This window comes from Serratia liquefaciens (genome assembly GCF_027594825.1).
GTDB lineage: Bacteria > Pseudomonadota > Gammaproteobacteria > Enterobacterales > Enterobacteriaceae > Serratia > Serratia liquefaciens_A.
On sequence record NZ_CP088930.1, the window covers coordinates 1,656,599 to 1,677,773 of the forward strand.

A 21,175-nucleotide genomic window follows, 5' to 3' on the forward strand; every position below is an offset into this window, starting at 1 on the left:
GTGAGCGACAAATCTGTCGGGAACAGATTTGAACGCTGCTTGCAGCGGCCCTGAAAGGGCAAGGACCATGGATGGGCCTTGTAAGCAGGTAACAACGCTGCAACTTGAAAGATGACGGGTATAACGCCCACCTTGGTGGGCATTCAATTATTTGGCTTTGCTCAGCAACAGGTTGGCCAGGGCACGCACCCCCAGACCGGTCGCACCGGCAGACCATTGATCCACCGCGCCCTTACGGTAAGTAGCGGAGCAGTCAATGTGCAACCAGCCTTTCTGATAATTCTGCACAAAATGCGACAGGAATGCAGCCGCGGTGCTGGCACCGGCAGTGTAGGCCGGACCGGCAATGTTGTTCAGTTCAGCAAAGTTGGACGGCAGTTGGCTGCGGTGGAACTCAGCCAGCGGCAGGCGCCAGAAAGGCTCTTGCTCGGCAGCCGCGCTGGTCAGCAGTTCCTGTGCCAAAGCATCATCGAAGCTGAACAACGCATGGTAATCGTTACCCACCGCCGTTTTCGCCGCGCCGGTCAGGGTCGCGCAGTCGATGATCAACTCAGGGTTTTGTGCAGAAGCATCGATCAGACCGTCAGCCAGCACCAGGCGCCCTTCCGCATCGGTGTTCATAACCTCAACGGTTTTGCCGTTACGATAACGGATGATGTCGCCCAGTTTGAAGGCGTTGCCGCTAACCATGTTATCGGCGCAGCACAGATAGAGTTTCACGCGCTGTTTCAGACCACGGGCCGCCGCCAGCGCCAGTGCGCCGGTAATGGTGGCTGCACCGCCCATATCCGCTTTCATGGAATCCATAAAGGCGCTTTGTTTCAGGCTGTAGCCGCCGGTGTCAAAAGTGATGCCTTTGCCCACCAGGCAAGCAAATACCGGCGCTTCCGGATTGCCTGTCGGGTTGAAATCCAGTGCCAACAGCACCGGTGAACGATCGGATCCCCGGCCCACGGTGTGGATACCGGAGTAGTTTTGCTCGCGCAGGTCTTCACCCTTGGTAATACGGTAGCTGACGGCATCGCAGCCAACGTCACACATCAGATCAACCGCACGCGTAGCCAGTTGCTCCGGCCCCAGCTCTTCCGCCGGCATATTGATAGTGTCACGCACCCAGTCAACGATCTTCAGGCGCTGTTCCAGCTCTTTGCGCTCCGCTTCCGGCAGCTCTGCCCATTCAACGCTGCGCTTGCCTTTCGGCCCGCGGAAACCTTGCCAGAACGCCCAGCTGTTCTCCAGATCCCAGCCATCGCCGGCCAGCTTGACGTTCTTGACGCCTTGGCCGTCAATCTTGCGGGCGGCACGTTGGATGCCCCCCAGCTTGTCGTTGCCGGTCAGGTGAATGGTCATTCCTCGATCGTCGGTGCTCAGCAGCGCTTTCTCGCCCCAGCGAGCGTCGGCAGGTTGGTTCGACAGCGTTACCAGCATGAATTCAGTTGTCATAGCCTTCTTACTCCGGATTATTCTTTTATTAATCGTGTCGGATACAAAATAAACGGGCCGCCTATGGCAGCCCGTTACGCTATTTACTCCGCTTCATCTAACCAGACCAGCAGGATCGCTTCCAGTATTTTCTCATTGGAAGCCTGTGGATCGTCGTCAAAATCTTCCAGATCGCAAATCCACTGATGCATGTCGGTAAAACGTACGGTTTTCGGATCGGTATCCGGGTATTGGTCGTACAGGGCTTCGCCGATTTCACGGCTATCGGTCCACTTCAGTCCCATTATTATCTCCAGCTCTGCGCCGCGGCTAGCAATTAATGCTCACGCGCGTGGTTAACGGTATAACGCGGCATTTCGACCACCAAATCTTCGTCAGCCACCAGCGCCTGGCAGCTCAGGCGGCTTTCCGGCTCCAGACCCCAGGCCTTGTCCAGCATGTCGTCTTCCAGCTCGCTGCTCTCTTCAAGAGAGTCAAAACCTTCGCGCACGATGCAGTGGCAGGTGGTGCAGGCGCAGGATTTCTCGCAGGCGTGCTCAATTTCGATACCGTTGCGCAGTGCAACGTTGAGGATTGACTCCCCTTGCTCAGCTTCCAGTACCGCCCCCTCCGGGCATAAATCTTGATGGGGCAGGAAAACAATTTTAGGCATGATTAAACCTCATCCACAGAATGGCCAGCCAGCGCACGGCGAATGGAAGCATCCATGCGGCGCGCGGCAAAGTCTTGCGTTTGTGCATCTAATGTTTTTATTGCGGCTTCGATAGCGGCAGGATCGGTGCCCTGCGTCGCCTGTTGCAAAGCTTCCACCGCCGCAGCGATCGCCGTACTTTCGGCCTCGCTCAGCAACGCGGCATCGCTGGCCAGTGCGCCCTGCAGGCTTTCCAGCACCCGAGACGCCTCAACCCGCTGTTCCGCCAGTTTACGCGCGCCAACATCGCTCTGCGCATTGGCCATCGAGTCCTTGATCATCCCGGCGATTTCGGCGTCGGAAAGGCCGTATGACGGTTTAACCTGAATCGAAGCCTCAACGCCGGTGGATTTCTCCATCGCGGTAACGCTCAACAGACCATCGGCATCCACCTGGAAGGTCACGCGAATGTGCGCGCCACCGGCAGGCAGCGGCGGTAAGCCGCGCAGTGAGAAACGCGCCAGCGAACGGCAATCCTGCACCAGCTCACGCTCGCCCTGCAGCACGTGGATCATCATCGCGCTTTGGCCGTCTTTAAAGGTAGTGAACTCCTGGGCACGCGCCACCGGAATGGTGGTATTGCGCGGGATCACTTTTTCGACCAGACCGCCCATGGTTTCCAGACCCAGCGACAGCGGGATCACGTCCAGCAGCAGCATGTCGCTGTCCGGCTTGTTGCCCACCAGAATATCGGCCTGAATAGCAGCGCCGATGGCGACCACTTTATCGGGATCAATCGAGGTCAGGGGCGTGCGGCCAAAGAAGGTGCCCACCTGCTCACGCACCAGGGGCACGCGAGTGGAACCACCAACCATCACCACTTCCAACACTTCTTCAGCACTGACGCCGGCGTCTTTCAGCGCGCGGCGGCAAGCCATCAGGGTGCGTTTAATCAGCGAGGCAATCAAGGCGTCGAACTGCGCACGCGTCACTTCTCCCCGCCAACCGGCAACTTCAACGCTGACGCTGTCGGCATCGCTCAGTGCTATTTTGGCGGCAATGGCCGCGTCCAGCAGTTGACGCTGAACGCCGTGATCGCTGCGATCGGCCACGCCGGCCTGTTCCCGCAGCCAATCGGCCAGCAGATGGTCAAAGTCATCTCCGCCCAACGCGGAATCGCCGCCGGTGGCCAACACTTCGAACACGCCACGGCTGAGCCGCAGAATGGAGATATCAAAGGTGCCGCCGCCCAAATCGTAGACCGCGATGATGCCTTCCTGCCCGGAATCCAGGCCATAGGCAATCGCCGCCGCCGTAGGTTCGTTCAGCAGGCGCAGCACGTGCAGCCCGGCCAGACGCGCTGCGTCCTTGGTGCCCTGGCGCTGTGCATCGTCAAAATACGCGGGAACGGTGATCACCACACCGTCCAAATCCCCTTCCAGCGCGGTTTGCGCACGCGCGGCAAGCGCTTTGAGGATATCGGCGGAAACGCCCACCGGGTTAACCGGACCGGCGGCGGTAAGGATCATCGGCAAGCCGTTATCGCTGGCCTGGAACTGGTACGGCAGGTTCGGGTAACGCTGCTGTACGTCGGCCAGAGAACGGCCCATCATGCGTTTGATTGAGCTGATGGTGTTGGCGGGATCCTGTGCGGCCTGCTGGCGCGCATCCCAGCCGACACGCAAGGTGTCAGCCTGGTAGTGCACCACCGAGGGCAATAAATCGCGCCCCTGGGCATCGGCCAGCGTTTCCGCCTGCCCGCTGCGGACCGTGGCAACCAGAGAGTTGGTGGTGCCTAAATCAATACCGGCAGCCAGACGGCGCTGGTGCGGCGCGGCGCTGAGGCCGGGCTCACTAATTTGTAATAAGGCCATATTGAAGCTTCCACAATCAGAAGGTGTACCCGTCGCCTTTCAAGTTATAGCGTTGTTAGCTGCTTACAAGGCCCATCCATGGTCCTTGCCCTTTCAGGGCCGCTGCAAGCAGCGTTCAAATCTGTTCCCGACAGATTTGTCGCTCACCCCGGTTACTTACTTAAGTAAGCGCCCGGGGATGAGCGAGCTGGCCGTACCTCGAAATTCATAGGGTTTTACTCAAAACCCAGCAGTTTTTCTTCGAGTTGTTCAACCTGTTGCTGGAGTTTGTCCAAAAAGCGTAGCTTGCGCACGGTATCGGCGGCCTCGGGCCACTGCTGGTTATCCAGCTGCTGCACCATCAGCGCAGTGCGCTGTTTGACCGTTTCGTTCACCCGCGCGCCAAAGTCGGCCAGCAGGCTTTCCGCCTCCGCTTTACGCTCTATGGCGTCGAGCTCTTCACGCAATTCCAGCTGTTCCATCAGGAAAGCGGTATCCCGCAGGGTATGCTGCTCGTTGCCCAAATCAAAACCGTGCAAAGATAACATATACTCTGCGCGTTTTAATGGGTGCTTCAGCGTTTGGTAGGCTTCATTGATAGTCGCCGCCTGTTGCAACGCCATCAGGCGTTCGCGTTCCGGCTGGAGAGCATTGCGATCGGGATGGAATTGACGTTGCAGATCCTGATAGCGAGATGCAAGCAGGCTGCCGTCCACGAGATAGCGAACTGGCAGCCCGAATAAAGTAAAGTAATCCATAGCGTGCTCTGGGCTTTATCGGATGAAGTTCCCCCGCGCCGGCGGGGGAGCTTGACGGACTGTCAGACGTTGAAACTTTCGCCGCAGCCGCACTCGCTTGAGACATTGGGGTTGTTGAACTTGAAGCCTTCGTTCAGGCCTTCCTTAACGAAATCAAGCTCGGTGCCGTCAAGGTAGACCAGGCTCTTGCCGTCAATGATCACCTTAACGCCTTTGTTTTCAAAAACGATGTCGTCATCGTTCATTTCGTCAACAAATTCCAGCACGTACGCCATCCCGGAGCAGCCGGAGGTTCTCACCCCCAGACGCAGGCCAAGACCCTTGCCGCGGTTATTCATAAATGCCTGAACACGCTGCGCAGCGCTGTCGCTCATGGTAATTGACATCACAACCTCATACTCAATATTCCCAACCTGTAGCAAAACCGATGTTGGGGGGCTAACCGGTGTAGGGGGCGAATATATTCGCCCCAATCAATGCGGGCGCGGCATACAGCGCCCCTACACAAGAATTACTTGGCGTTATGTTTGCTCTTGTAGTCGGCAATCGCTGCTTTAATGGCGTCTTCCGCCAGGATAGAGCAGTGAATTTTTACCGGCGGTAATTCCAGTTCTTCGGCGATCTGGGTGTTTTTGATCGCTTCGGCCTGATCAAGAGATTTGCCTTTCATCCATTCGGTCACCAGCGAGCTGGAGGCGATGGCGGAACCGCAGCCGTAAGTTTTGAAACGCGCGTCTTCAATGATGCCTTCATTGTTGACTTTGATCTGCAGCTTCATGACGTCGCCACAAGCCGGTGCGCCAACCATACCGCTGCCGACGCTAGGATCTTCGTTGTCGAAAGAACCCACGTTACGCGGGTTTTCATAGTGATCGATTACTTTTTCGCTGTAAGCCATGACCTTGCTCCTGAATCCTGAGAATTAATGATGTGCCCATTCGATGCTGTTGATATCCACGCCCTGCTTGAACATATCCCACAGTGGAGACAGGTCACGCAGACGGCCAATGGATTTACGCACCAGTTGAATGGTGTAATCGATCTCTTCTTCCGTGGTGAAACGCCCCAGGGAGAAACGGATCGAGCTATGCGCCAACTCGTCGGTCATACCCAACGCGCGCAGCACGTAAGATGGCTCAAGGCTGGCAGAGGTACAGGCGGAACCTGAAGATACGGCAAGGTCTTTCAGCGCCATGATCAGCGATTCACCTTCAACATAGTTGAAGCTGACATTCAGGATGTTAGGAACGCCGTGTTCCAGATCGCCGTTCAGATACACTTCTTCCATATCTTTCACGCCGTTCCACAGACGGTCACGCAGCGTACGCAGGCGCGCCATTTCAGTCGGCATTTCTTCTTTGGCGATACGGTAGGCTTCACCCATACCGGCGATCTGATGCACTGGCAACGTACCTGAACGCATACCGCGCTCATGACCGCCGCCGTGGATCTGGGCTTCGATACGGATACGCGGTTTACGACGCACGTACAGCGCACCGATGCCTTTCGGGCCATAAATCTTGTGGCCGGAGAAGGACATCAGATCGACCTTCAGCTTGCTCAGGTCGATAGGCAGTTTGCCCACGCTCTGGGTCGCATCAACGTGGTAGATGATACCGCGCGCGCGGCACATTTCGCCGATCGCTTCGATATCCTGCACCACGCCGATTTCGTTGTTCACGTGCATGATCGAAACCAGAATGGTGTCTTCACGCATCGCGGCTTCGAGGGCTTGCAGGCTGATGATACCGTTGCTTTGCGGTGCCAGGTAGGTCACTTCAAAGCCTTCACGCTCGAGCTGGCGACAGGTGTCCAGCACGGCTTTATGTTCGGTTTTGCTGGTGATGATGTGCTTGCCTTTCTTTTGATAGAAATTGGCAGCGCCTTTAATCGCCAGGTTGTCGGATTCGGTTGCTCCGGAAGTGAACACGATTTCGCGCGGGTCAGCGCCAACCAGTTCAGCAATTTGGTTACGGGCGATATCTACCGCTTCTTCCGCCTGCCACCCGAAACGGTGGGAACGGGAAGCCGGGTTACCGAAAGTCCCGTCCAGAGTCAAAAACTGCATCATTTTCTCAGCGACGCGCGGATCAACCGGCGTCGTTGCTGAGTAATCCAGATAAATCGGTAATTTCATTGCTCTTGTGCTCCGTACATCACTTCCAAAAACTAAAAAAAGTATCGCCAGCTGCTTATGCGCGCAGATTAACGTTGATAGTTTCTTGCGGACGACCGTTGGCCGTGCGACGGGTATCGTTGTTTTGACGGTCCGCCACCACCAGCACTTCCTGGTTGTTCACCAGTTCAGCCAGCGTAATGTTGTTCAGGAACCCGCTGATGCGCTCGCTCAGATCGCGCCACAGGGTATGGGTCAGGCAGCGATCGCCACCCTGACAGCCTTCTTTACCCTGGCAACGGGTTGCATCTACCGATTCATCGACGGCAGTGATAACTGCACCAACGGCAATCTCACCCGCGTCTTTGCCCAGCAGATAACCACCGCCCGGTCCGCGTACGCTGGCCACCAGGCCATTTTTACGCAGACGGGAGAATAATTGTTCCAGATAAGAGAGCGAGATACCTTGGCGCTCAGAAATATCCGCCAGAGGAACGGGCCCTTCCTGGGAGTGCAATGCCACGTCAAGCATAGCGGTTACGGCATAACGGCCTTTAGATGTCAGTCTCATAGCTAAGTGGTTACCTGTTGGTCAAACATGGCCGAAAGTCTGACATTCCCGAGTAATTCAGTCAACTATTTAACCTAGTAATTTACTCAAGTATTAGCACATTTTGTACTTAGCCATGCAAAATGCATATAAAATACATGTTATAACCCTTGGATAACTAATGCTATTACCTTTAACCGTTACGCAACCCTAAAATTAATGACCTTGCTGTTTATCCTGTTTCTCTATCGACGTCAGCATGCCGCGCAGAATATTCAGCTCTTGAGCTTCCGGCCGTGCGCGGGTGAATAAACGGCGCAAACGACTCATCACCTGCCCCGGATGGGACGGACGAATGAAGCCGCTATTTTGCAGCGTTTGTTCCAGGTGCTGATAGAAACGCTCGAGGTCATCCACCAGTGGATACGGTGTCTCTTCCAACGGCGGCACGCCCGCCTGTTGACGATCGAGATAGGCCACACGCACTTCATAGGCCAGGATCTGCACCGCCATCGCCAGATTCAGCGAGCTGTAATCCGGGTTGGCCGGAATGGCGACGTGATAATGACACTTTTGCAGTTCGTCATTGGTCAGGCCGACACGTTCACGGCCGAAGACCAACGCCACCGGCGCATGTTCGCCTTCGTGCACGGCGCGCACGCCGCATTCACGGGGTTCCAGCATCGGCCACGGCAAAGTGCGTGAACGTGCGCTGGTGCCCACCACCAGGCTACAGCCGGCAATGGCGTCATCGAGGGTATCAACGATAGTGGCGTTGCCGATCACATCGCTGGCGCCAGCGGCCAGGGCGATCGCCTGAGAATCGGGTTTTATCAGCGGGTTAACCAGATAAAGGTTGGTTAGCCCCATGGTTTTCATGGCTCTGGCGGTCGAGCCCATGTTGCCGGTATGAGAGGTTTCTACCAGAACAATGCGGATGTTATGCAGCATACAAACTCTGAGCGTAGCGGAAAATCACAGCATCTTAACACAGCCGTAGGCATTTTACCGAACACCTGCTATACTTCGCGCCGTTTCCTGTTCTTTAACATCCTAGTTGGAAGATACCCATGCATCCGATGCTGACGATCGCCGTGCGCGCTGCGCGCAAGGCCGGTAACCTGATTGCCAAAAACTACGAAACCCCAGACGCTGTAGAAGCGAGTCAAAAAGGGACCAATGACTTTGTCACTAACGTCGATCGCGATGCAGAGCATCTGATCATCGACGTCATTCGCAAGTCCTATCCGCAACATACTATTGTTACCGAAGAACGCGGCGAATTGGTCGGCGAAGATAAAGACGTACAATGGGTGATCGATCCACTGGATGGCACATCAAACTTCATCAAACGTTTCCCACACTTCTCAGTTTCTATTGCCGTGCGCATTAAAGGCCGTACCGAAGTGGCTGTGGTTTACGATCCAATGCGTAACGAACTGTTCACCGCTACCCGCGGTCAGGGCGCACAGCTCAACGGTTACCGTCTGCGCGGCACCAACGCCAAAGACCTGGATGGCACCATCCTGGCAACCGGCTTCCCGTTCAAGGTGAAGCAGCACGCAACCCCATACATCAACGTGGTTGGCAAACTGTTTACCCAATGTGCCGACTTCCGTCGTACCGGTTCTGCCGCACTGGATCTGGCCTACGTGGCTGCCGGTCGCGTGGACGGTTTCTTCGAGATTGGCCTGAAGCCATGGGATTTCGCCGCGGGTGAACTGCTGGTGCGCGAATCTGGCGGCCTGGTGACCGACTTCGTTGGCGGCCACAACCACTTCAGCTCCGGCAACGTGGTAGCCGGTAACCCACGCGTAGTGAAAGCCATGCTTTCCACCATGCGTGAAGAACTGAGCGAAGCGCTGAAGCGTTAATCTCGCGAAGTAGAAGTAAGAAAAAGCGCTGCAATCATTGCAGCGCTTTTTTTATGCCTGTTAGCGGGAAAAAGGCCGAATGCCGCCGCCGAATTCCGGCTGGGCGCTGGCGTTCAGCAGCAGCCCGGCAAACAACAAGATCAAACCACCGGCCAGCGCCAGCGAACCCCAGGCCACCGCGCTCCAGGCGGCGGGAGCGCGGGAGCGGCTAAGTCGCACCGCCAATCGGCGGCTGTAATGCACCAGTAAGGCCAGTAACGAGATGGTCAGTGAAGTGCCTAGCGCCATCGCCAATGCGGAAACCACCCCCCAGGCGAAAACGCCAATCACCTTGGAAAACAGCAACACCAGTATCGCCCCCGAGCAGGGCCGCATGCCCATCGCCAACACGATGGCGGTCTGCGTACGCCAGTCACTGCCGGCCTGCAGCTCTGTATCACTCGGCAAATGGCGGTGACCACAGCCACAATGCTCGCTGTGAACGTGATCCGCCGGCAAAGGTTGCAGGCTGTTGATTCGCAGCGCCGGTTGCGGACGCAGGGTTTTCACCGCGTGATACAAACGCTTCAACGCGCGCCAAGTGAGCAGCACGCCGAGCAACATCACCAGAACAAAACTGCCCTTCTCCAGCCAGAAACTGCTCTGATGCAACTGCCGGGATGACAGTTGCAGCACCACCAGCATCAGAGTTACCAAGGCGATAGCCACCAGCCCCTGCACCAGCGAAGCAGCAAAGGTCAGTTTCAGGCTGCTTTTCAGCCGCGCCGGGTGGGTCGCCAGATAGGTGGCAATCACCACCTTGCCGTGGCCGGGGCCGAGCGCATGCAACACCCCATAGCTCAGGCTGAACAGCATCAAAGCCAATCCGGCTTGCTGCGGTGCCGCTTTGACCTGCTGCAACAGGCCGGCCATCTGCAGATGCAACCCTTTTTGCCACACCACGCTTTGCAACAGCAACTGCGGCCAATAGTGCCACGCCAACCGGGCACCCAGTGCCAGCAGCAGCGCAAACAGCAACAGCGGCCACAGGCTGAAGACCCAGTGCCGTTTACGCGTGGCGGGCTGGCTGAGATTTACTGACATTGCAGGCTGACCCTCTGCGCAAACTGTTGCCCCAGTTCCATATCCTCACCGGGAGAATCGTTCTTATCGAGGGATAACGCATAAGCCTGCAAGGAGGAGTTCGGTTTTGGCGTCATCAGCTTGAACTTGCATTGAGCGGCCATTTCCGGCGGTAAATGCAGCGCCGTTTTATCTTTATAAGTCATATCAACAAAGTAGGTGGGATCGTAGGTGGCGATTTCAAACGGCTTGCCCGCCAGCGGCTGCGGCTCGGCCAGCGGCAACACAAACTCCAGCACCGCCTGATGCCCCTGACGCGACAGGCGATATTCCGTCGGCAGATTCAGGTATTTCACCCGTTTGCCGTCGCGGTACACGTCGGTGAAATAGTGTTGGCCAAGCACGTTGGCCATCACCTGCGCCGCCAACTTCTTCCACACTTCCGAGTCGTCTTTGGCATTTTCCGCATCGTAGAGCAGATCCGCCGAGGTAATTTCGTCCATAACCCAAACCATTTTCAAGCCAATCAGCTGTTGATCCTTAGCCACGAAAGTGGTGTTCATATCAATAAAGCTGTGTGGGTGAGCGACAGCACCGGCGCTAAAAAGCGTCAAAAAACCGGCCAGAATAAGTCGTAACTTCATCATCAAACGATACTCATTATTGTTATAAAGTAACATCAACCAAACTTAAACCATCGCCATTACAGCCAATAATTGTGACGAAAGTTGTAAGCCGAAGTAAAACCGGGTGCCGTCGCCGCGCCGCGCATCGCCTTTTGCTATGCTTATTCATAATTTAAACGTTACCCGCCAGAAGGTGATATGAGCCTGGACACCTCCCCCGTGCCTGAGCTCTCCGGTCAACAGCGACGCTGCCATCTGTTATTGATGCTGTACGCGCCGGTGCCCGCAGTACAACTGGAGACTATCAGCCAAATTAATGGCGTCGCCCCCCTCATCACCCGGCAAGATATAGCCGAGGTTGCCACTGAAATCCAGCGTTTCCATCACCTGGAAATTGACGGCAACCCCGACGAAGGCTACCGGATCAGAGGCAGCGCGCTCAACCAACGCCTCTGCCTGATCCACTGGCTGCGACGAACCCTGCGCTGCAGCCCGGAGTTTGTCGAGCGTCACTTTTCCCAGTGGTTACAGCATGCGCTGGGGCGAGGTGCAGAGCTGACGCCAGAGTTGGAGCAGTGCATCGGCGAATGCGAAGCGTTGCTCGAGCGCAGTTTCGATCGACGCGATCGTCAGTTTCTGCAGCACTACCTGCGCTACTGCGCCTGGGAAGGTCAGCGTCGGCGGCACCCCACTTTCAGCCCGATTCAGCGCGACTGGCTGCGTCAGAAGCCGGAATGCCAGGCGGCCGGCAGGCTGCATCACTCGCTGAATCGGCTCTTTGCCCTGTCACCCGAGGCCAGCGAAAGCGACTTTCTGGTACTGATGTTCACCATGCTGAAAAATCACAGCTACCACAGTAACGACTCGGCGGAAGACCTGAGGCTGATGGCGGCAATTGAAAATATGGTCGAACGATTCCAACAGATCTCTGGCATGACGTTCAGCAGCAAAGAGGATTTGATCAGTCAATTATTTGCCCATCTGGCGCCGGCGGTGGAGCGCTGTCGCTTTGAGATTGGTATCGATAACCAGCTGCTGGAAGAGGTCGAGCGCAAGTACCCGCGGCTGATGCGTACCGCACAAGAGGCGCTGGCGCCGTTGGAGCAGGAGTACGACATTCATTTTTCCAGCGAAGAAGCGGGATTGGTCGCCATCAGTTTTGGGGCCTGGCTGATGCAAGGCAATGCGCTGCAGGAAAAGCAGGTGCTATTGCTGACGCTGGACAACCCGCAGTTGGAAGAGGAAGTGGAGTATCAAATCCGCGAATTAACGCTGCTGCCGTTGAACATCAAATACCTGCCGCTGCGCGACTATCTGCGATCCGGCGCACCGCAGGGGGTCACGCTGGTGATCACCCCCTATGCCGCACAATACAATGAACCGCAGCCGCCGCTGATTTATACCGTGTTACCGTTGGAACGCCAGCAGCGCAAAGCCATCCGTGCGCTGCTGGAAACCGCTTAACGGCTGCCGCTGACCGCCACCGCCGGCGGGCGAATAAACAGCGCCGGCAGAGCCACCGCGGCCATCACCCAGAACACCCCGCCCTGCAGATACTCGAACAGGAAGCCGGCAATCACCGTCATAATCGCAATCCCGCCCCCCATCGCCAGCGCCGAGTAGACCGCCTGCAGCCGGATCACTTCCGGCCCTTTGCGCGCGGCGATAAAACGCATCGCCGCCAGATGGCAAACGGTGAAGGTGCCGCAATGCAAAATTTGGATCACCAGCAGCCATCCCAGTTCGGTACTGCTCGCCATCAGGCTCCAGCGCAGTACGCCACAGCAAGCGGAAAGCAGCAGCAGATTGCGCGCATTCCAACGTCGGAACAGGAAATTACTGCTGGCGAAAATGATCACTTCCGCCACCACGCCAAGCGACCACAGGTAGCCAATGGTCGAAGCCGAATAGCCCGCTTCCTGCCAATAGATCGAACCAAAGCTGTAATAGCCGGCGTGCGCGCCTTGCAGCAGCGTAACGCACAGCAGGAAACGCCAGACCGGCCCTTCCTTTAGCATCTCACGCAATGAGCGGTCGGCTTCGCTGTGGCTGCGCGCTTCCCCCTGTGGCATCACGCTCGGTTTCAGCATCATGCCCAACAGCATCGCCAAAATACTGATGATCAGGCTGTAAAGGATCGCGTTATGGCCCCAAACAGACACCATCTGTCCGGTCAGCGCCGAACCGATGACAAACGCCAGCGAGCCCCACAGTCTGACCCGACCGTAATCCATGGTGATCTGTTTTTGCCAGGTCGCGGCCAGCGCGTCGGTCAGCGGCACCAGCGGCGAAAAGAACAGGTTGAAACCGGCAATCACCAACATCAGCCAGCCCCAGCCGTTACCGAAACAGAACCCGATGGCAAAAGCCAGCGTCAGCAATGCCAGCAGCCGCAAAGCCGTCACCAAATGAGAGGGATCCTTAACCCGGGGAGCAATCAGCAAACTTCCGAGGAAACGCGCAACCAACCCTGCGCCGAGCAGAATACCGATGGTTTCAGGCGGTATGCCCTCGCCTTTTAACCAAACGCCCCAAAAGGGTAAGAAGATGCCGTAAGAAAAGAAGTAGGTGAAATAACTGAGAGCGAGCCAACGTGTTGATTGCAGAACCATGATCCCTCCGGTGTGAAGGCAATACTTTGACAGAGCTCACACTGGCTAGCAATGTACATTCAGGAGCGAGTCCATAGAGTGCAAGACAGTTCACAGTTTACCGACCACAAGCATAAAAAAACCCGCCGAAGCGGGTTTTTAAACAGAAAGCGGAATTAGGCGTAAACCGGCAGGCGGGCGCAGATATCCAACACTTTCTTCTTGGTGCGTTCGATGGTGGCTTCATCGTTGATGTTGTCCAACACGTCGCAGATCCAGCCGGCCAGCTCACGCACTTCAGCTTCTTTGAAACCACGGCGAGTCACTGCCGGAGTACCGATACGCACGCCAGAGGTGACGAACGGGCTCTTAGGATCGTTTGGCACGCTGTTTTTGTTCACGGTGATGTTGGCGCGGCCCAGGGCGGCGTCAGCTTCTTTACCGGTCAGATTCTTGTCAACCAGATCCAACAGGAACAGGTGGTTATGGGTACCACCGGAAACCACTTTGTAGCCGCGTTCCAGGAACACTTCCACCATCGCTTTGGCGTTATCGGCCACTTGCTGCTGGTAGATCTTGAACTCAGGCTCCATCGCTTCTTTCAGCGCTACCGCTTTACCGGCAATCACGTGCATCAGCGGGCCGCCCTGGCCGCCCGGGAACACGGCGGAGTTCAGCTTCTTGTACAGATCTTCATCACCGCCTTTCGCCAGGATCAGGCCGCCGCGCGGACCCGCCAGGGTTTTGTGGGTGGTGGTGGTCACGATGTGAGCGTGTGGAACCGGGTTCGGATAAACACCGGCGGCGATCAGGCCCGCCACGTGCGCCATATCGACGAACAGGTAAGCGCCGATGCTGTCGGCGATTTCACGCATTTTTGCCCAGTCAACGATACCGGAGAAGGCAGAGAAGCCGCCGATGATCATTTTTGGCTTGTGGGTTTGCGCCTGCTTGGCCAGGTCTTCGTAATCGATTTGGCCCTTTTCGTCGATGCCGTAAGGCACCACGTTATACAGCTTGCCGGACAGGTTAACCGGTGAACCGTGGGTCAGGTGGCCGCCGTGCGCCAGGTTCATCCCCAAAATGGTGTCGCCCGGCTGCAGCAGCGCGGTGTAAACGGCGAAGTTAGCCTGGGAGCCGGAGTGCGGCTGTACGTTGGCGTAATCGGCACCGAACAGCTCTTTGGCACGGTCGATAGCCAGTTGCTCAACGATATCCACGTATTCGCAGCCGCCGTAATAACGCTTGCCCGGATAACCTTCAGCGTATTTGTTGGTCAGCTGGGAACCCTGAGCCTGCATCACGCGCGGGCTGGTGTAGTTCTCAGACGCAATCAGCTCAATGTGCTCTTCCTGACGCACCACTTCTTGCTCCATTGCACGCCACAGTTCGGCATCGTAATCAGCAATGTTCATTTCACGCTTTAACATCCGGCTTCTCCTGACTTAAATCGGCTAACTAAAAAATCACCAAATAACTACCCGTTTGGGTTCTGGGGCACAGTGTAAACTGTTTCCCCCCACTGAGGATAGGCCTTGACAGAGGTTTTTACGCAAACGATTGGCATTAGGCGCGGCAAGGCTTTGATCCGATAAATCCCCCGATTCGGCAACGGACTTTTACTCATGCTGAGAATGCGGTTTTTTCATGTTCTGTGAGCGGGATCGCCGCTCGCCGACCCCGCAACAAAAACAGGGGTATTTACAGCCACCACAGAAACCGTTAGGATGCGCTTAAACTTAAAGATGCATTTAAAATGCATCATTACATTATTCCAATAATGATCGACCAAGGAGCGCTACCATGCTGGATAGCCAAACCATCGCCACCGTAAAATCTACCATTCCCCTGCTGGCCGCTACCGGGCCGAAGCTGACCGCACATTTCTACGATCGTATGTTCGAGCACAATCCCGAATTAAAAGACGTGTTCAATATGAACAATCAGCGCAATGGCGATCAGCGTCAGGCGCTGTTCGACGCGATCTGCGCTTATGCCGCGAATATCGAAAATCTGGCGGCGTTGCTGCCGGCGGTAGAACGTATTGCCCAAAAGCACACCAGCCTGAATATTCAGCCTGATCAATATCAGATTGTCGGTGGCCATTTGCTGGCAACCCTCGACGAAATGTTCAGTCCGGGCCAGGAAGTGCTGGACGCCTGGGGCAAAGCCTACGGCGTACTGGCAGACGTGTTTATCCAGCGTGAAGGCCAGATTTATCAGGCCAGCGAAAGCGCCGACGGCGGCTGGCGCGATCTGCGCGCTTTCCGCATCGTCAAAAAGCAGCCGCAAAGCGAGGTGATTTGCAGCTTCGTGCTGGCGCCGGTTGACGGTGGCCGGGTCATCGACTTCAAACCGGGGCAATACCTGGCGGTGTATATCAAGCACGACAGCATGGAGAACCAGGAGATTCGCCAATACTCGCTGACCACCTCCCCGAACGGCGAATACTATCGCATTGCGGTGAAGCGTGAAGATCAGGGTAAGGTTTCGAACTTCCTGCATCAGCAGGCCAAAGAAGGCGACGTGATTTACCTTGCTCCGCCGCACGGGGATTTCTTCCTCGAAGCCAAGCCGGATACTCCAGTGGCGTTGATCTCCGCCGGCGTTGGCCAAACGCCCATGCTCGGCATGCTCAATACCCTGCACGATAACCGGCATCAGGCAGACGTGCACTGGCTGCACGCGGCGGAAAACGGCAGCGTTCACGCCTTTGCCGATGAAGTGGCGGACATCGCCGGGCGCATGGCAAACCTGAGCCGCCACGTGTGGTACAACCAACCGAATGCTAATGATGTTGAAGGCCGAGACTACCAGAGCCGTGGCCTGATGGATCTCAGCGCCCTGCGCGAAACGCTCAGCACCCCGCAGATGCATTACTACTTCTGCGGACCGGTACCCTTTATGCAGCACGTAGGCAAACAGCTGCTGGAGATGGGCGTCAGTGCCGATCGTATCCACTACGAATGCTTCGGCCCACACAAGGTGATGTAATTGAAAAGGGCGCGGCCTGTGATGCCGCGCCCTGATGTTATTTTTCCGCCAGCTTGCGCGTCTCCTGCACCTGCTGCGCCGTCACCGGTGCCGCCTGATTCCCCCAACTGCCTCTTAGATAGCTCATCAAATCGGCTGCCTGCTGGTCATCCAGTGCCCAGGCATAGCCCGGCATGGCGATCGCGGTGGCGTGTTGGGTGATTGGCGTGTGTGCACCTTCCAGCACCACGCGCAGCGCAGTGATCGGATTTTCTGCCGTCACCGTCGTGTTGCCCGCCAACGCAGGAATGATGTTGTCGCTGCCCTCGCCCTTATTGCCATGACAGGTTGAGCAGTACATCGCATAGCTGCGCTGCCCCGCCTGCTGATGGTCGGCGGCCAGCGGCGTCACTTTCTGCGCCGCAGGTTGTTCCGCCGCCAGACTGTGCAAATAGGTGGCAATAGCGTTCAGATCGTCCTCGGTAAGATACTGCGTACTGTGGCTCACCACTTCGCTCATCGGCCCGGAAACCGCCGCATGTTGGCTGCGCCCGGTTTTCAACAGGGCAACCACTTCGTCCTGTTTCATTCCGCGTAACCCGGAAGCGTACCAACCGTCCAGCTCGGCGCCGCTCAGGAAGGCCGGCTCTTTGCTGTCCAGACCTTTTTCCTGCATCGCCCAGCCACGCGGCGTATGGCAACTGCCGCAGTGCCCCGCCCCCTGAACCAAATAGGCGCCGCGATTCCACTCTGCGCTCTGGTTGTGGTTCGGCTGGTAAGGCGTATCGTCATGGAACAGTTGATTCCATACCGCCAGCGGCCAGCGCATCGACAACGGCCAACTGATGTCACTGGCGCGGTTGGCGGTATTCTGCGCCGGCACTTCGTTCATCAGGTAGTCATACAGCGCGCGCATATCTTCCGCATTCATTTTGGCGTAAGAGGTATACGGCATCGCCGGATAAAGCCGGTGGCCATCTTTGGCGATCCCCTGACGCATGGCGCGGTCAAACTCGTCAAAAGAATAAGCACCGATGCCATGCTGTTGGTCTGGCGTGATATTGGTGGCGTAAATATTGCCCAGCGGCGTCGGGAACTTCATGCCGCCGGCAAACAATGCGCCGCCTGGCGAGGTATGGCAGGCGGTACAGTCACCGGCCTTGGCCACGTATTCCCCGGCCGACATCGCCTGGGCCGAACCGCCTGCCGCCAGTAAGGTCAGCAAATACAGTGAACGCATTCTCATGCTCCCTCCTTCGCGGCAACCTTGCCATAGGCCAGCTCATTGACCGCGCGCCATGCCTGGTCGATCGCCGAGTTGGCATACGGGCTCCAGTCTGAATCCGAGTTGGCAATCACGATTTTGCCGATCGGCTGGCGCGCCGTCTCAATGATTTTCTTTGCTTCATCCTCGTCGTCAAACAAGCCGTTGAGGAAATAGGAGTAACCGTGCGACCAGCGGTTAACGGTAATGGCTTCAATATCACGCTGGTGATCGAACCCGGCCGACCCCAGCATGCCCTGCAATTGTTCGCGGATCATCTGCTCATGCACTTCAAACGGTGTCCCCAGCAGCAGGGCGCGGCCTTTGCGAGACTGTTCACGCGGGCTGAGTCCGCTGCCTGCCAACGTCGGCACGTACACCATATGCAGGCCAATCGGCTGGTCAGGATCGCGGGGATGCTGATAGCCGCCCATGCTCACCGGATAATCCAGCTTCACGCGGCAATAAGGGGCGGTTGGGGAGTAAACTTCGTGCACGCCCAGCTTGATAAACGGCTGCCAGTTGCGGATCACCACTTTGCTGTACACCAGCGGCGACTTCACGTTCTGCTTCAGCGCCTCTTGCTGTTCGGCCGACATCTCCGGCACCAGGTAAGGGATCATCATGTTATACCCGGCCATCACCACCTGGCCGGCGCGCACCTTGGTCATCTTCTCCCCGGTCATGTAGGTCACTTCGACCTTATCACCGACGTTGGCTGCGTGCAGTCCGGTGCTGTTTAATCGCAGTTTTACCGGCGACTCTGCCCGGTCGAGCTGGCTGTAATCAAACTTGGCCAGAACGATGTCATTCATGTCTTTCCCGCCCGGTGAAACGGCCGGGATCAGATGACGTACCATCAAACGCGTCAGGGTGGCGTTGCCGTCCGGGAAGTGGAACACGTAAGGATCGTCGAGATCCGCCTGCGACTCTTCATCCAGCGGCGGTAAATTCATGCCGTTCAGGCCCGGCAGGTCACAAATGCGGGCGTCGCTGCACGAGGTCGCGTCAATCCCCACCGCCTGGAAGTCACTGGTGGTCTGCTGAAAATAGCGAATGGCCATTTCGCTCAGGCCCACCTTTTCACGCAGGAATTCGGTATAGCTGTGCTTGTCGAGCCACTCGCTTTTCTGCTCCTGGCTCATTTCCGGCAGGTAGTCTTTGTCCACCGTATGCAGTGCAATCAGCGCCTGGCGGTCACTTTCCGGCAGCGGGAAATCGCCGATAAAGGCTTCATAGGAGCGGCCATTGAGGCGGTCGTGCGGAATATCATCTGCCACCATACGCCCAGGGTCGCCGCTCACCACTTTGTCGACGCCAAAGTTCTTGCGGTCGAAATAGACGCCGCGACTCAGGTTCAGATTGGGGTAAAAGGTGGTGTCAAAAGCCTTTTCCAGGTTGTCGATGCTGACGCCCAGCTTCTTCAGCAGGCCCATCGCCACCGGGCTAAAGTTGGAACGCGGCGACTGCAACGACTCGCTGCCGCCATAGCCGAGGATCGTCCCGTTCTCACTGCTGAATTCATTGCGTTTGGCGTGGCCGCCAAAATCATCATGATTGTCGATCAGCAGAATACGCTGCTGCGTCCCCTTCATTTGCTGCCAGAAGCAAGCTGCCGCCAGCCCGCTGATCCCGGCACCGACCACCACCAGATCAAACTCTTCCGTCGCCGGTACGGCGGCAAAATCGAAGGCCCTGCCGTCACGCCCCAATTGGTGGGCATGTTCAAAGGAACCGGGGTGGTTGCCCCGGAGCCCTGTCAGCGTAGGCGGATAGTAAAGGGTTTGATTGGCGGTTTGCGGCGATGCCCGCAGGATCTGCATCGGCGTCAGCCCGGCAGCGATGGTGATCGCCACTCCATTAAGAAAATCGCGTCTGGTGATGCCCATAATTGGCTTCCTTTCAGTTTTTATTATCATCAGACCGGCGGGGCCGGTCTGAAGGCCGCGTTATTTTGCGGATAAATACAGTAAAATCAATGTTTGAACATCACATGACGTATCGCAGTGTAGTCTTCCAGACCATACATCGACATATCCTTGCCGTAACCGGACAGCTTTTGCCCCCCGTGCGGCATTTCACTCACCAGCATGAAATGGGTATTCACCCAGGTGCAGCCATACTGCAGACGAGCGCTTAGACGGTGTGCCCGGCCGACATCCCGGGTCCACAGCGACGACGCCAGGCCATACTGTGACTCGTTGGCCCAGGCCAACACCTGCGCCTCGTCCTCGAATGCCGTGACGGTCACCACCGGGCCGAACACTTCGCGCTGCACAATCTCGTCTTCCTGGCGCGCACCGGCCAGCAGCGTTGGCTGGAAATAATAGCCGGGGCCGTTGACTCGCTCACCACCGGTCACCACCTGCACGTGCGGCAGCGCCTTGGCTCTATCGACAAAACCCACCACCCGCTCCAGATGCTGAGCGGTGATCAACGGGCCGAGTTCGCTGTCAGGATCTTCCGGCCGGCCCATTTTCAGGCTGCCGATAGCCTCACCCAAGGCTTTCACCAGCTGCGGGTAAATGCCTTTCTGGGCGTAAATCCGGCAGGCGGCGGTACAATCCTGCCCGGCGTTGTAGAAACCAAAGCTGCGGATGCCCTCGACCACCTGTTGCAGATCGGCGTCGTCGAACACCAGCACCGGTGCTTTGCCGCCCAGCTCCATATGGGTACGTTTAATGCCGGGCGCGGTATGGGCAATGATGTGTTCGCCGGTAGCGATTGAGCCGGTCAGCGATACCATACGCACTTTGTCATGGCCGGTCAGCCGGTCACCGACGCTGGCGCCACGGCCAAACAGCACGTTGAATACGCCCGCAGGGAACACATCGGCGGCCAGCTCTGCCAGCTTGAAGGTGGTCAGCGGGGTTTGTTCCGAAGGCTTGAGCACCACGCAGTTCCCTGCCGCCAATGCCGGAGCCAGCTTCCATGCCGCCATCATCAGCGGGTAGTTCCAGGGGGCGATCGAGGCCACCACGCCCAACGGATCGCGGCGGATCATCGACGTGTGCCCGGCCAGGTATTCACCGGCCGCCAGCCCACTCAGGCAACGGCTGGCACCGGCGAAGAAGCGGAAGACATCCGCCACCGCCGGCAACTCATCGTTCAATACGCAGTGGTAAGGTTTGCCGCAGTTAAGCGACTCCAGGCGGGCGAAAGTTTCCGCATGGTGGTCGATCAGGTCCGCCAGCTTCAACAGGTGCTCAGCGCGTTCTTTCGGTGTGGTCTGGCCCCATTCGACAAACGCGGCGTCGGCCGCCAATACCGCCTGATCGACCTGCTCTGCACTGGCTTCAGCCACCTGCACCACCACCTCTCCGGTTGCCGGGTTATACACCGGCAACAACTCGCCCTGGCCGGTAACCAGTTGGCCGTTAATCAACAGTTGGCTTTGCATAGGGTTATCCTTTTATAAGATGTCTGGTACGCAT

Annotated in this window: 20 protein-coding genes; 3 read left to right on the forward strand and 17 right to left on the reverse strand. The window is 57.0% G+C overall.

What is annotated here, in order from left to right; all coding sequences use genetic code 11:
- Positions 1 to 147: 147 nt before the first annotated feature.
- The 10 genes from pepB to trmJ all read right to left on the reverse strand — a co-directional run bounded on the left by pepB (position 148) and on the right by trmJ (position 8,302).
- Positions 148 to 1,443: an aminopeptidase PepB gene (gene pepB / locus LQ945_RS07520; RefSeq protein ID WP_270102624.1), complete on the reverse strand. Its 1,296-nt coding sequence runs from the start codon at positions 1,441 to 1,443 to the stop codon at positions 148 to 150.
- An 83-nt stretch (positions 1,444 to 1,526) separates the two neighbouring features.
- Complete coding sequence (iscX, locus tag LQ945_RS07525) at positions 1,527 to 1,727, reverse strand: Fe-S cluster assembly protein IscX (RefSeq protein ID WP_020828161.1); 201 nt, start codon at positions 1,725 to 1,727, stop codon at positions 1,527 to 1,529.
- Between the two features lie 32 nt (positions 1,728 to 1,759).
- Positions 1,760 to 2,095, reverse strand: coding sequence for an ISC system 2Fe-2S type ferredoxin (gene fdx / locus LQ945_RS07530; protein ID WP_004952086.1), 336 nt, complete (start codon positions 2,093 to 2,095; stop codon positions 1,760 to 1,762).
- Positions 2,096 to 2,097: 2 nt separating this feature from the next.
- A complete protein-coding gene (hscA, locus tag LQ945_RS07535) occupies positions 2,098 to 3,948 on the reverse strand; it encodes a Fe-S protein assembly chaperone HscA (protein ID WP_270102625.1) in 1,851 nt (616 codons plus the stop codon).
- A gap of 215 nt (positions 3,949 to 4,163) precedes the next feature.
- Positions 4,164 to 4,685: a co-chaperone HscB gene (gene hscB / locus LQ945_RS07540; RefSeq protein ID WP_020828163.1), complete on the reverse strand. Its 522-nt coding sequence runs from the start codon at positions 4,683 to 4,685 to the stop codon at positions 4,164 to 4,166.
- A gap of 62 nt (positions 4,686 to 4,747) precedes the next feature.
- Entirely contained in the window at positions 4,748 to 5,071 is a 324-nt protein-coding gene (gene iscA, locus LQ945_RS07545) for an iron-sulfur cluster assembly protein IscA (protein WP_004952089.1), read from the reverse strand.
- Positions 5,072 to 5,196: 125 nt separating this feature from the next.
- Entirely contained in the window at positions 5,197 to 5,583 is a 387-nt protein-coding gene (gene iscU / locus LQ945_RS07550; protein WP_020828164.1) for a Fe-S cluster assembly scaffold IscU, read from the reverse strand.
- A gap of 24 nt (positions 5,584 to 5,607) precedes the next feature.
- Complete coding sequence (locus LQ945_RS07555) at positions 5,608 to 6,822, reverse strand: IscS subfamily cysteine desulfurase (RefSeq protein WP_044554568.1); 1,215 nt, start codon at positions 6,820 to 6,822, stop codon at positions 5,608 to 5,610.
- A gap of 55 nt (positions 6,823 to 6,877) precedes the next feature.
- Positions 6,878 to 7,372 carry a Fe-S cluster assembly transcriptional regulator IscR gene (iscR, locus tag LQ945_RS07560; protein ID WP_020828166.1) on the reverse strand — a complete coding sequence of 165 codons (495 nt, stop codon included), beginning with the start codon at positions 7,370 to 7,372 and terminating at the stop codon, positions 6,878 to 6,880.
- Between the two features lie 195 nt (positions 7,373 to 7,567).
- Positions 7,568 to 8,302 (reverse strand): tRNA (cytosine(32)/uridine(32)-2'-O)-methyltransferase TrmJ, encoded by a 735-nt coding sequence (gene trmJ / locus LQ945_RS07565; RefSeq protein WP_020828167.1) that lies wholly within the window; start codon positions 8,300 to 8,302, stop codon positions 7,568 to 7,570.
- 119 nt (positions 8,303 to 8,421) lie between these two features.
- Between trmJ and suhB the strand changes: the two genes are divergently transcribed.
- Positions 8,422 to 9,225 (forward strand): inositol-1-monophosphatase, encoded by an 804-nt coding sequence (gene suhB, locus LQ945_RS07570; RefSeq protein WP_012146337.1) that lies wholly within the window; start codon positions 8,422 to 8,424, stop codon positions 9,223 to 9,225.
- A gap of 60 nt (positions 9,226 to 9,285) precedes the next feature.
- On the opposite strand, the gene LQ945_RS07575 is transcribed toward suhB, so the two are convergent.
- Positions 9,286 to 10,308 (reverse strand): nickel/cobalt transporter, encoded by a 1,023-nt coding sequence (locus tag LQ945_RS07575; protein ID WP_270102626.1) that lies wholly within the window; start codon positions 10,306 to 10,308, stop codon positions 9,286 to 9,288.
- On the reverse strand, positions 10,299 to 10,967 hold the full coding sequence (locus tag LQ945_RS07580; RefSeq protein WP_270102627.1) for a DUF1007 family protein: 669 nt from the start codon (positions 10,965 to 10,967) through the stop codon (positions 10,299 to 10,301). The genes LQ945_RS07575 and LQ945_RS07580 overlap by 10 nt, the downstream gene beginning before the upstream one ends.
- Before the next feature lie 144 nt (positions 10,968 to 11,111).
- Here LQ945_RS07580 and csiE point away from each other — a divergent pair, with 144 nt between their 5' ends.
- Positions 11,112 to 12,377 (forward strand): stationary phase inducible protein CsiE, encoded by a 1,266-nt coding sequence (gene csiE / locus LQ945_RS07585; RefSeq protein ID WP_270102628.1) that lies wholly within the window; start codon positions 11,112 to 11,114, stop codon positions 12,375 to 12,377.
- Here the strand turns inward: csiE and LQ945_RS07590 are convergent.
- Both LQ945_RS07590 and glyA read right to left on the reverse strand, forming a co-directional pair.
- Positions 12,374 to 13,525, reverse strand: a complete 1,152-nt coding sequence (locus LQ945_RS07590; protein WP_182824022.1) for a 3-phenylpropionate MFS transporter — start codon at positions 13,523 to 13,525, stop codon at positions 12,374 to 12,376. The genes csiE and LQ945_RS07590 overlap by 4 nt on opposite strands.
- Before the next feature lie 155 nt (positions 13,526 to 13,680).
- Complete coding sequence (gene glyA, locus LQ945_RS07595) at positions 13,681 to 14,934, reverse strand: serine hydroxymethyltransferase (protein ID WP_044554563.1); 1,254 nt, start codon at positions 14,932 to 14,934, stop codon at positions 13,681 to 13,683.
- A 373-nt stretch (positions 14,935 to 15,307) separates the two neighbouring features.
- Here glyA and hmpA point away from each other — a divergent pair, with 373 nt between their 5' ends.
- Positions 15,308 to 16,498 (forward strand): NO-inducible flavohemoprotein, encoded by a 1,191-nt coding sequence (gene hmpA / locus LQ945_RS07600; RefSeq protein WP_270102629.1) that lies wholly within the window; start codon positions 15,308 to 15,310, stop codon positions 16,496 to 16,498.
- Positions 16,499 to 16,535: 37 nt separating this feature from the next.
- On the opposite strand, the gene LQ945_RS07605 is transcribed toward hmpA, so the two are convergent.
- From LQ945_RS07605 to patD, 3 genes are all read right to left on the reverse strand, one after another.
- Positions 16,536 to 17,723, reverse strand: a complete 1,188-nt coding sequence (locus tag LQ945_RS07605) for a c-type cytochrome (RefSeq protein WP_270102630.1) — start codon at positions 17,721 to 17,723, stop codon at positions 16,536 to 16,538.
- Entirely contained in the window at positions 17,720 to 19,630 is a 1,911-nt protein-coding gene (locus LQ945_RS07610) for an NAD(P)-binding protein (RefSeq protein ID WP_262241818.1), read from the reverse strand. Before LQ945_RS07610 ends, LQ945_RS07605 begins: the two co-directional genes overlap by 4 nt.
- Positions 19,631 to 19,716: 86 nt before the next feature.
- Positions 19,717 to 21,141 carry an aminobutyraldehyde dehydrogenase gene (patD, locus tag LQ945_RS07615; protein WP_182824014.1) on the reverse strand — a complete coding sequence of 475 codons (1,425 nt, stop codon included), beginning with the start codon at positions 21,139 to 21,141 and terminating at the stop codon, positions 19,717 to 19,719.
- Positions 21,142 to 21,175 lie beyond the last annotated feature (34 nt).

What these genes read in the sequence shown, in the direction of transcription:
- pepB (WP_270102624.1), bottom strand. Translation starts at nt 1,443, where the DNA reads ATGACAACTGAATTCATGCTGGTAACGCTGTCGAACCAACCTGCCGAC.
- iscX (WP_020828161.1), bottom strand. Translation starts at nt 1,727, where the DNA reads ATGGGACTGAAGTGGACCGATAGCCGTGAAATCGGCGAAGCCCTGTAC.
- fdx (WP_004952086.1), bottom strand. Translation starts at nt 2,095, where the DNA reads ATGCCTAAAATTGTTTTCCTGCCCCATCAAGATTTATGCCCGGAGGGG.
- hscA (WP_270102625.1), bottom strand. Translation starts at nt 3,948, where the DNA reads ATGGCCTTATTACAAATTAGTGAGCCCGGCCTCAGCGCCGCGCCGCAC.
- hscB (WP_020828163.1), bottom strand. Translation starts at nt 4,685, where the DNA reads ATGGATTACTTTACTTTATTCGGGCTGCCAGTTCGCTATCTCGTGGAC.
- iscA (WP_004952089.1), bottom strand. Translation starts at nt 5,071, where the DNA reads ATGTCAATTACCATGAGCGACAGCGCTGCGCAGCGTGTTCAGGCATTT.
- iscU (WP_020828164.1), bottom strand. Translation starts at nt 5,583, where the DNA reads ATGGCTTACAGCGAAAAAGTAATCGATCACTATGAAAACCCGCGTAAC.
- LQ945_RS07555 (WP_044554568.1), bottom strand. Translation starts at nt 6,822, where the DNA reads ATGAAATTACCGATTTATCTGGATTACTCAGCAACGACGCCGGTTGAT.
- iscR (WP_020828166.1), bottom strand. Translation starts at nt 7,372, where the DNA reads ATGAGACTGACATCTAAAGGCCGTTATGCCGTAACCGCTATGCTTGAC.
- trmJ (WP_020828167.1), bottom strand. Translation starts at nt 8,302, where the DNA reads ATGCTGCATAACATCCGCATTGTTCTGGTAGAAACCTCTCATACCGGC.
- suhB (WP_012146337.1), top strand. Translation starts at nt 8,422, where the DNA reads ATGCATCCGATGCTGACGATCGCCGTGCGCGCTGCGCGCAAGGCCGGT.
- LQ945_RS07575 (WP_270102626.1), bottom strand. Translation starts at nt 10,308, where the DNA reads ATGTCAGTAAATCTCAGCCAGCCCGCCACGCGTAAACGGCACTGGGTC.
- LQ945_RS07580 (WP_270102627.1), bottom strand. Translation starts at nt 10,967, where the DNA reads ATGTTACTTTATAACAATAATGAGTATCGTTTGATGATGAAGTTACGA.
- csiE (WP_270102628.1), top strand. Translation starts at nt 11,112, where the DNA reads ATGAGCCTGGACACCTCCCCCGTGCCTGAGCTCTCCGGTCAACAGCGA.
- LQ945_RS07590 (WP_182824022.1), bottom strand. Translation starts at nt 13,525, where the DNA reads ATGGTTCTGCAATCAACACGTTGGCTCGCTCTCAGTTATTTCACCTAC.
- glyA (WP_044554563.1), bottom strand. Translation starts at nt 14,934, where the DNA reads ATGTTAAAGCGTGAAATGAACATTGCTGATTACGATGCCGAACTGTGG.
- hmpA (WP_270102629.1), top strand. Translation starts at nt 15,308, where the DNA reads ATGCTGGATAGCCAAACCATCGCCACCGTAAAATCTACCATTCCCCTG.
- LQ945_RS07605 (WP_270102630.1), bottom strand. Translation starts at nt 17,723, where the DNA reads ATGAGAATGCGTTCACTGTATTTGCTGACCTTACTGGCGGCAGGCGGT.
- LQ945_RS07610 (WP_262241818.1), bottom strand. Translation starts at nt 19,630, where the DNA reads ATGGGCATCACCAGACGCGATTTTCTTAATGGAGTGGCGATCACCATC.
- patD (WP_182824014.1), bottom strand. Translation starts at nt 21,141, where the DNA reads ATGCAAAGCCAACTGTTGATTAACGGCCAACTGGTTACCGGCCAGGGC.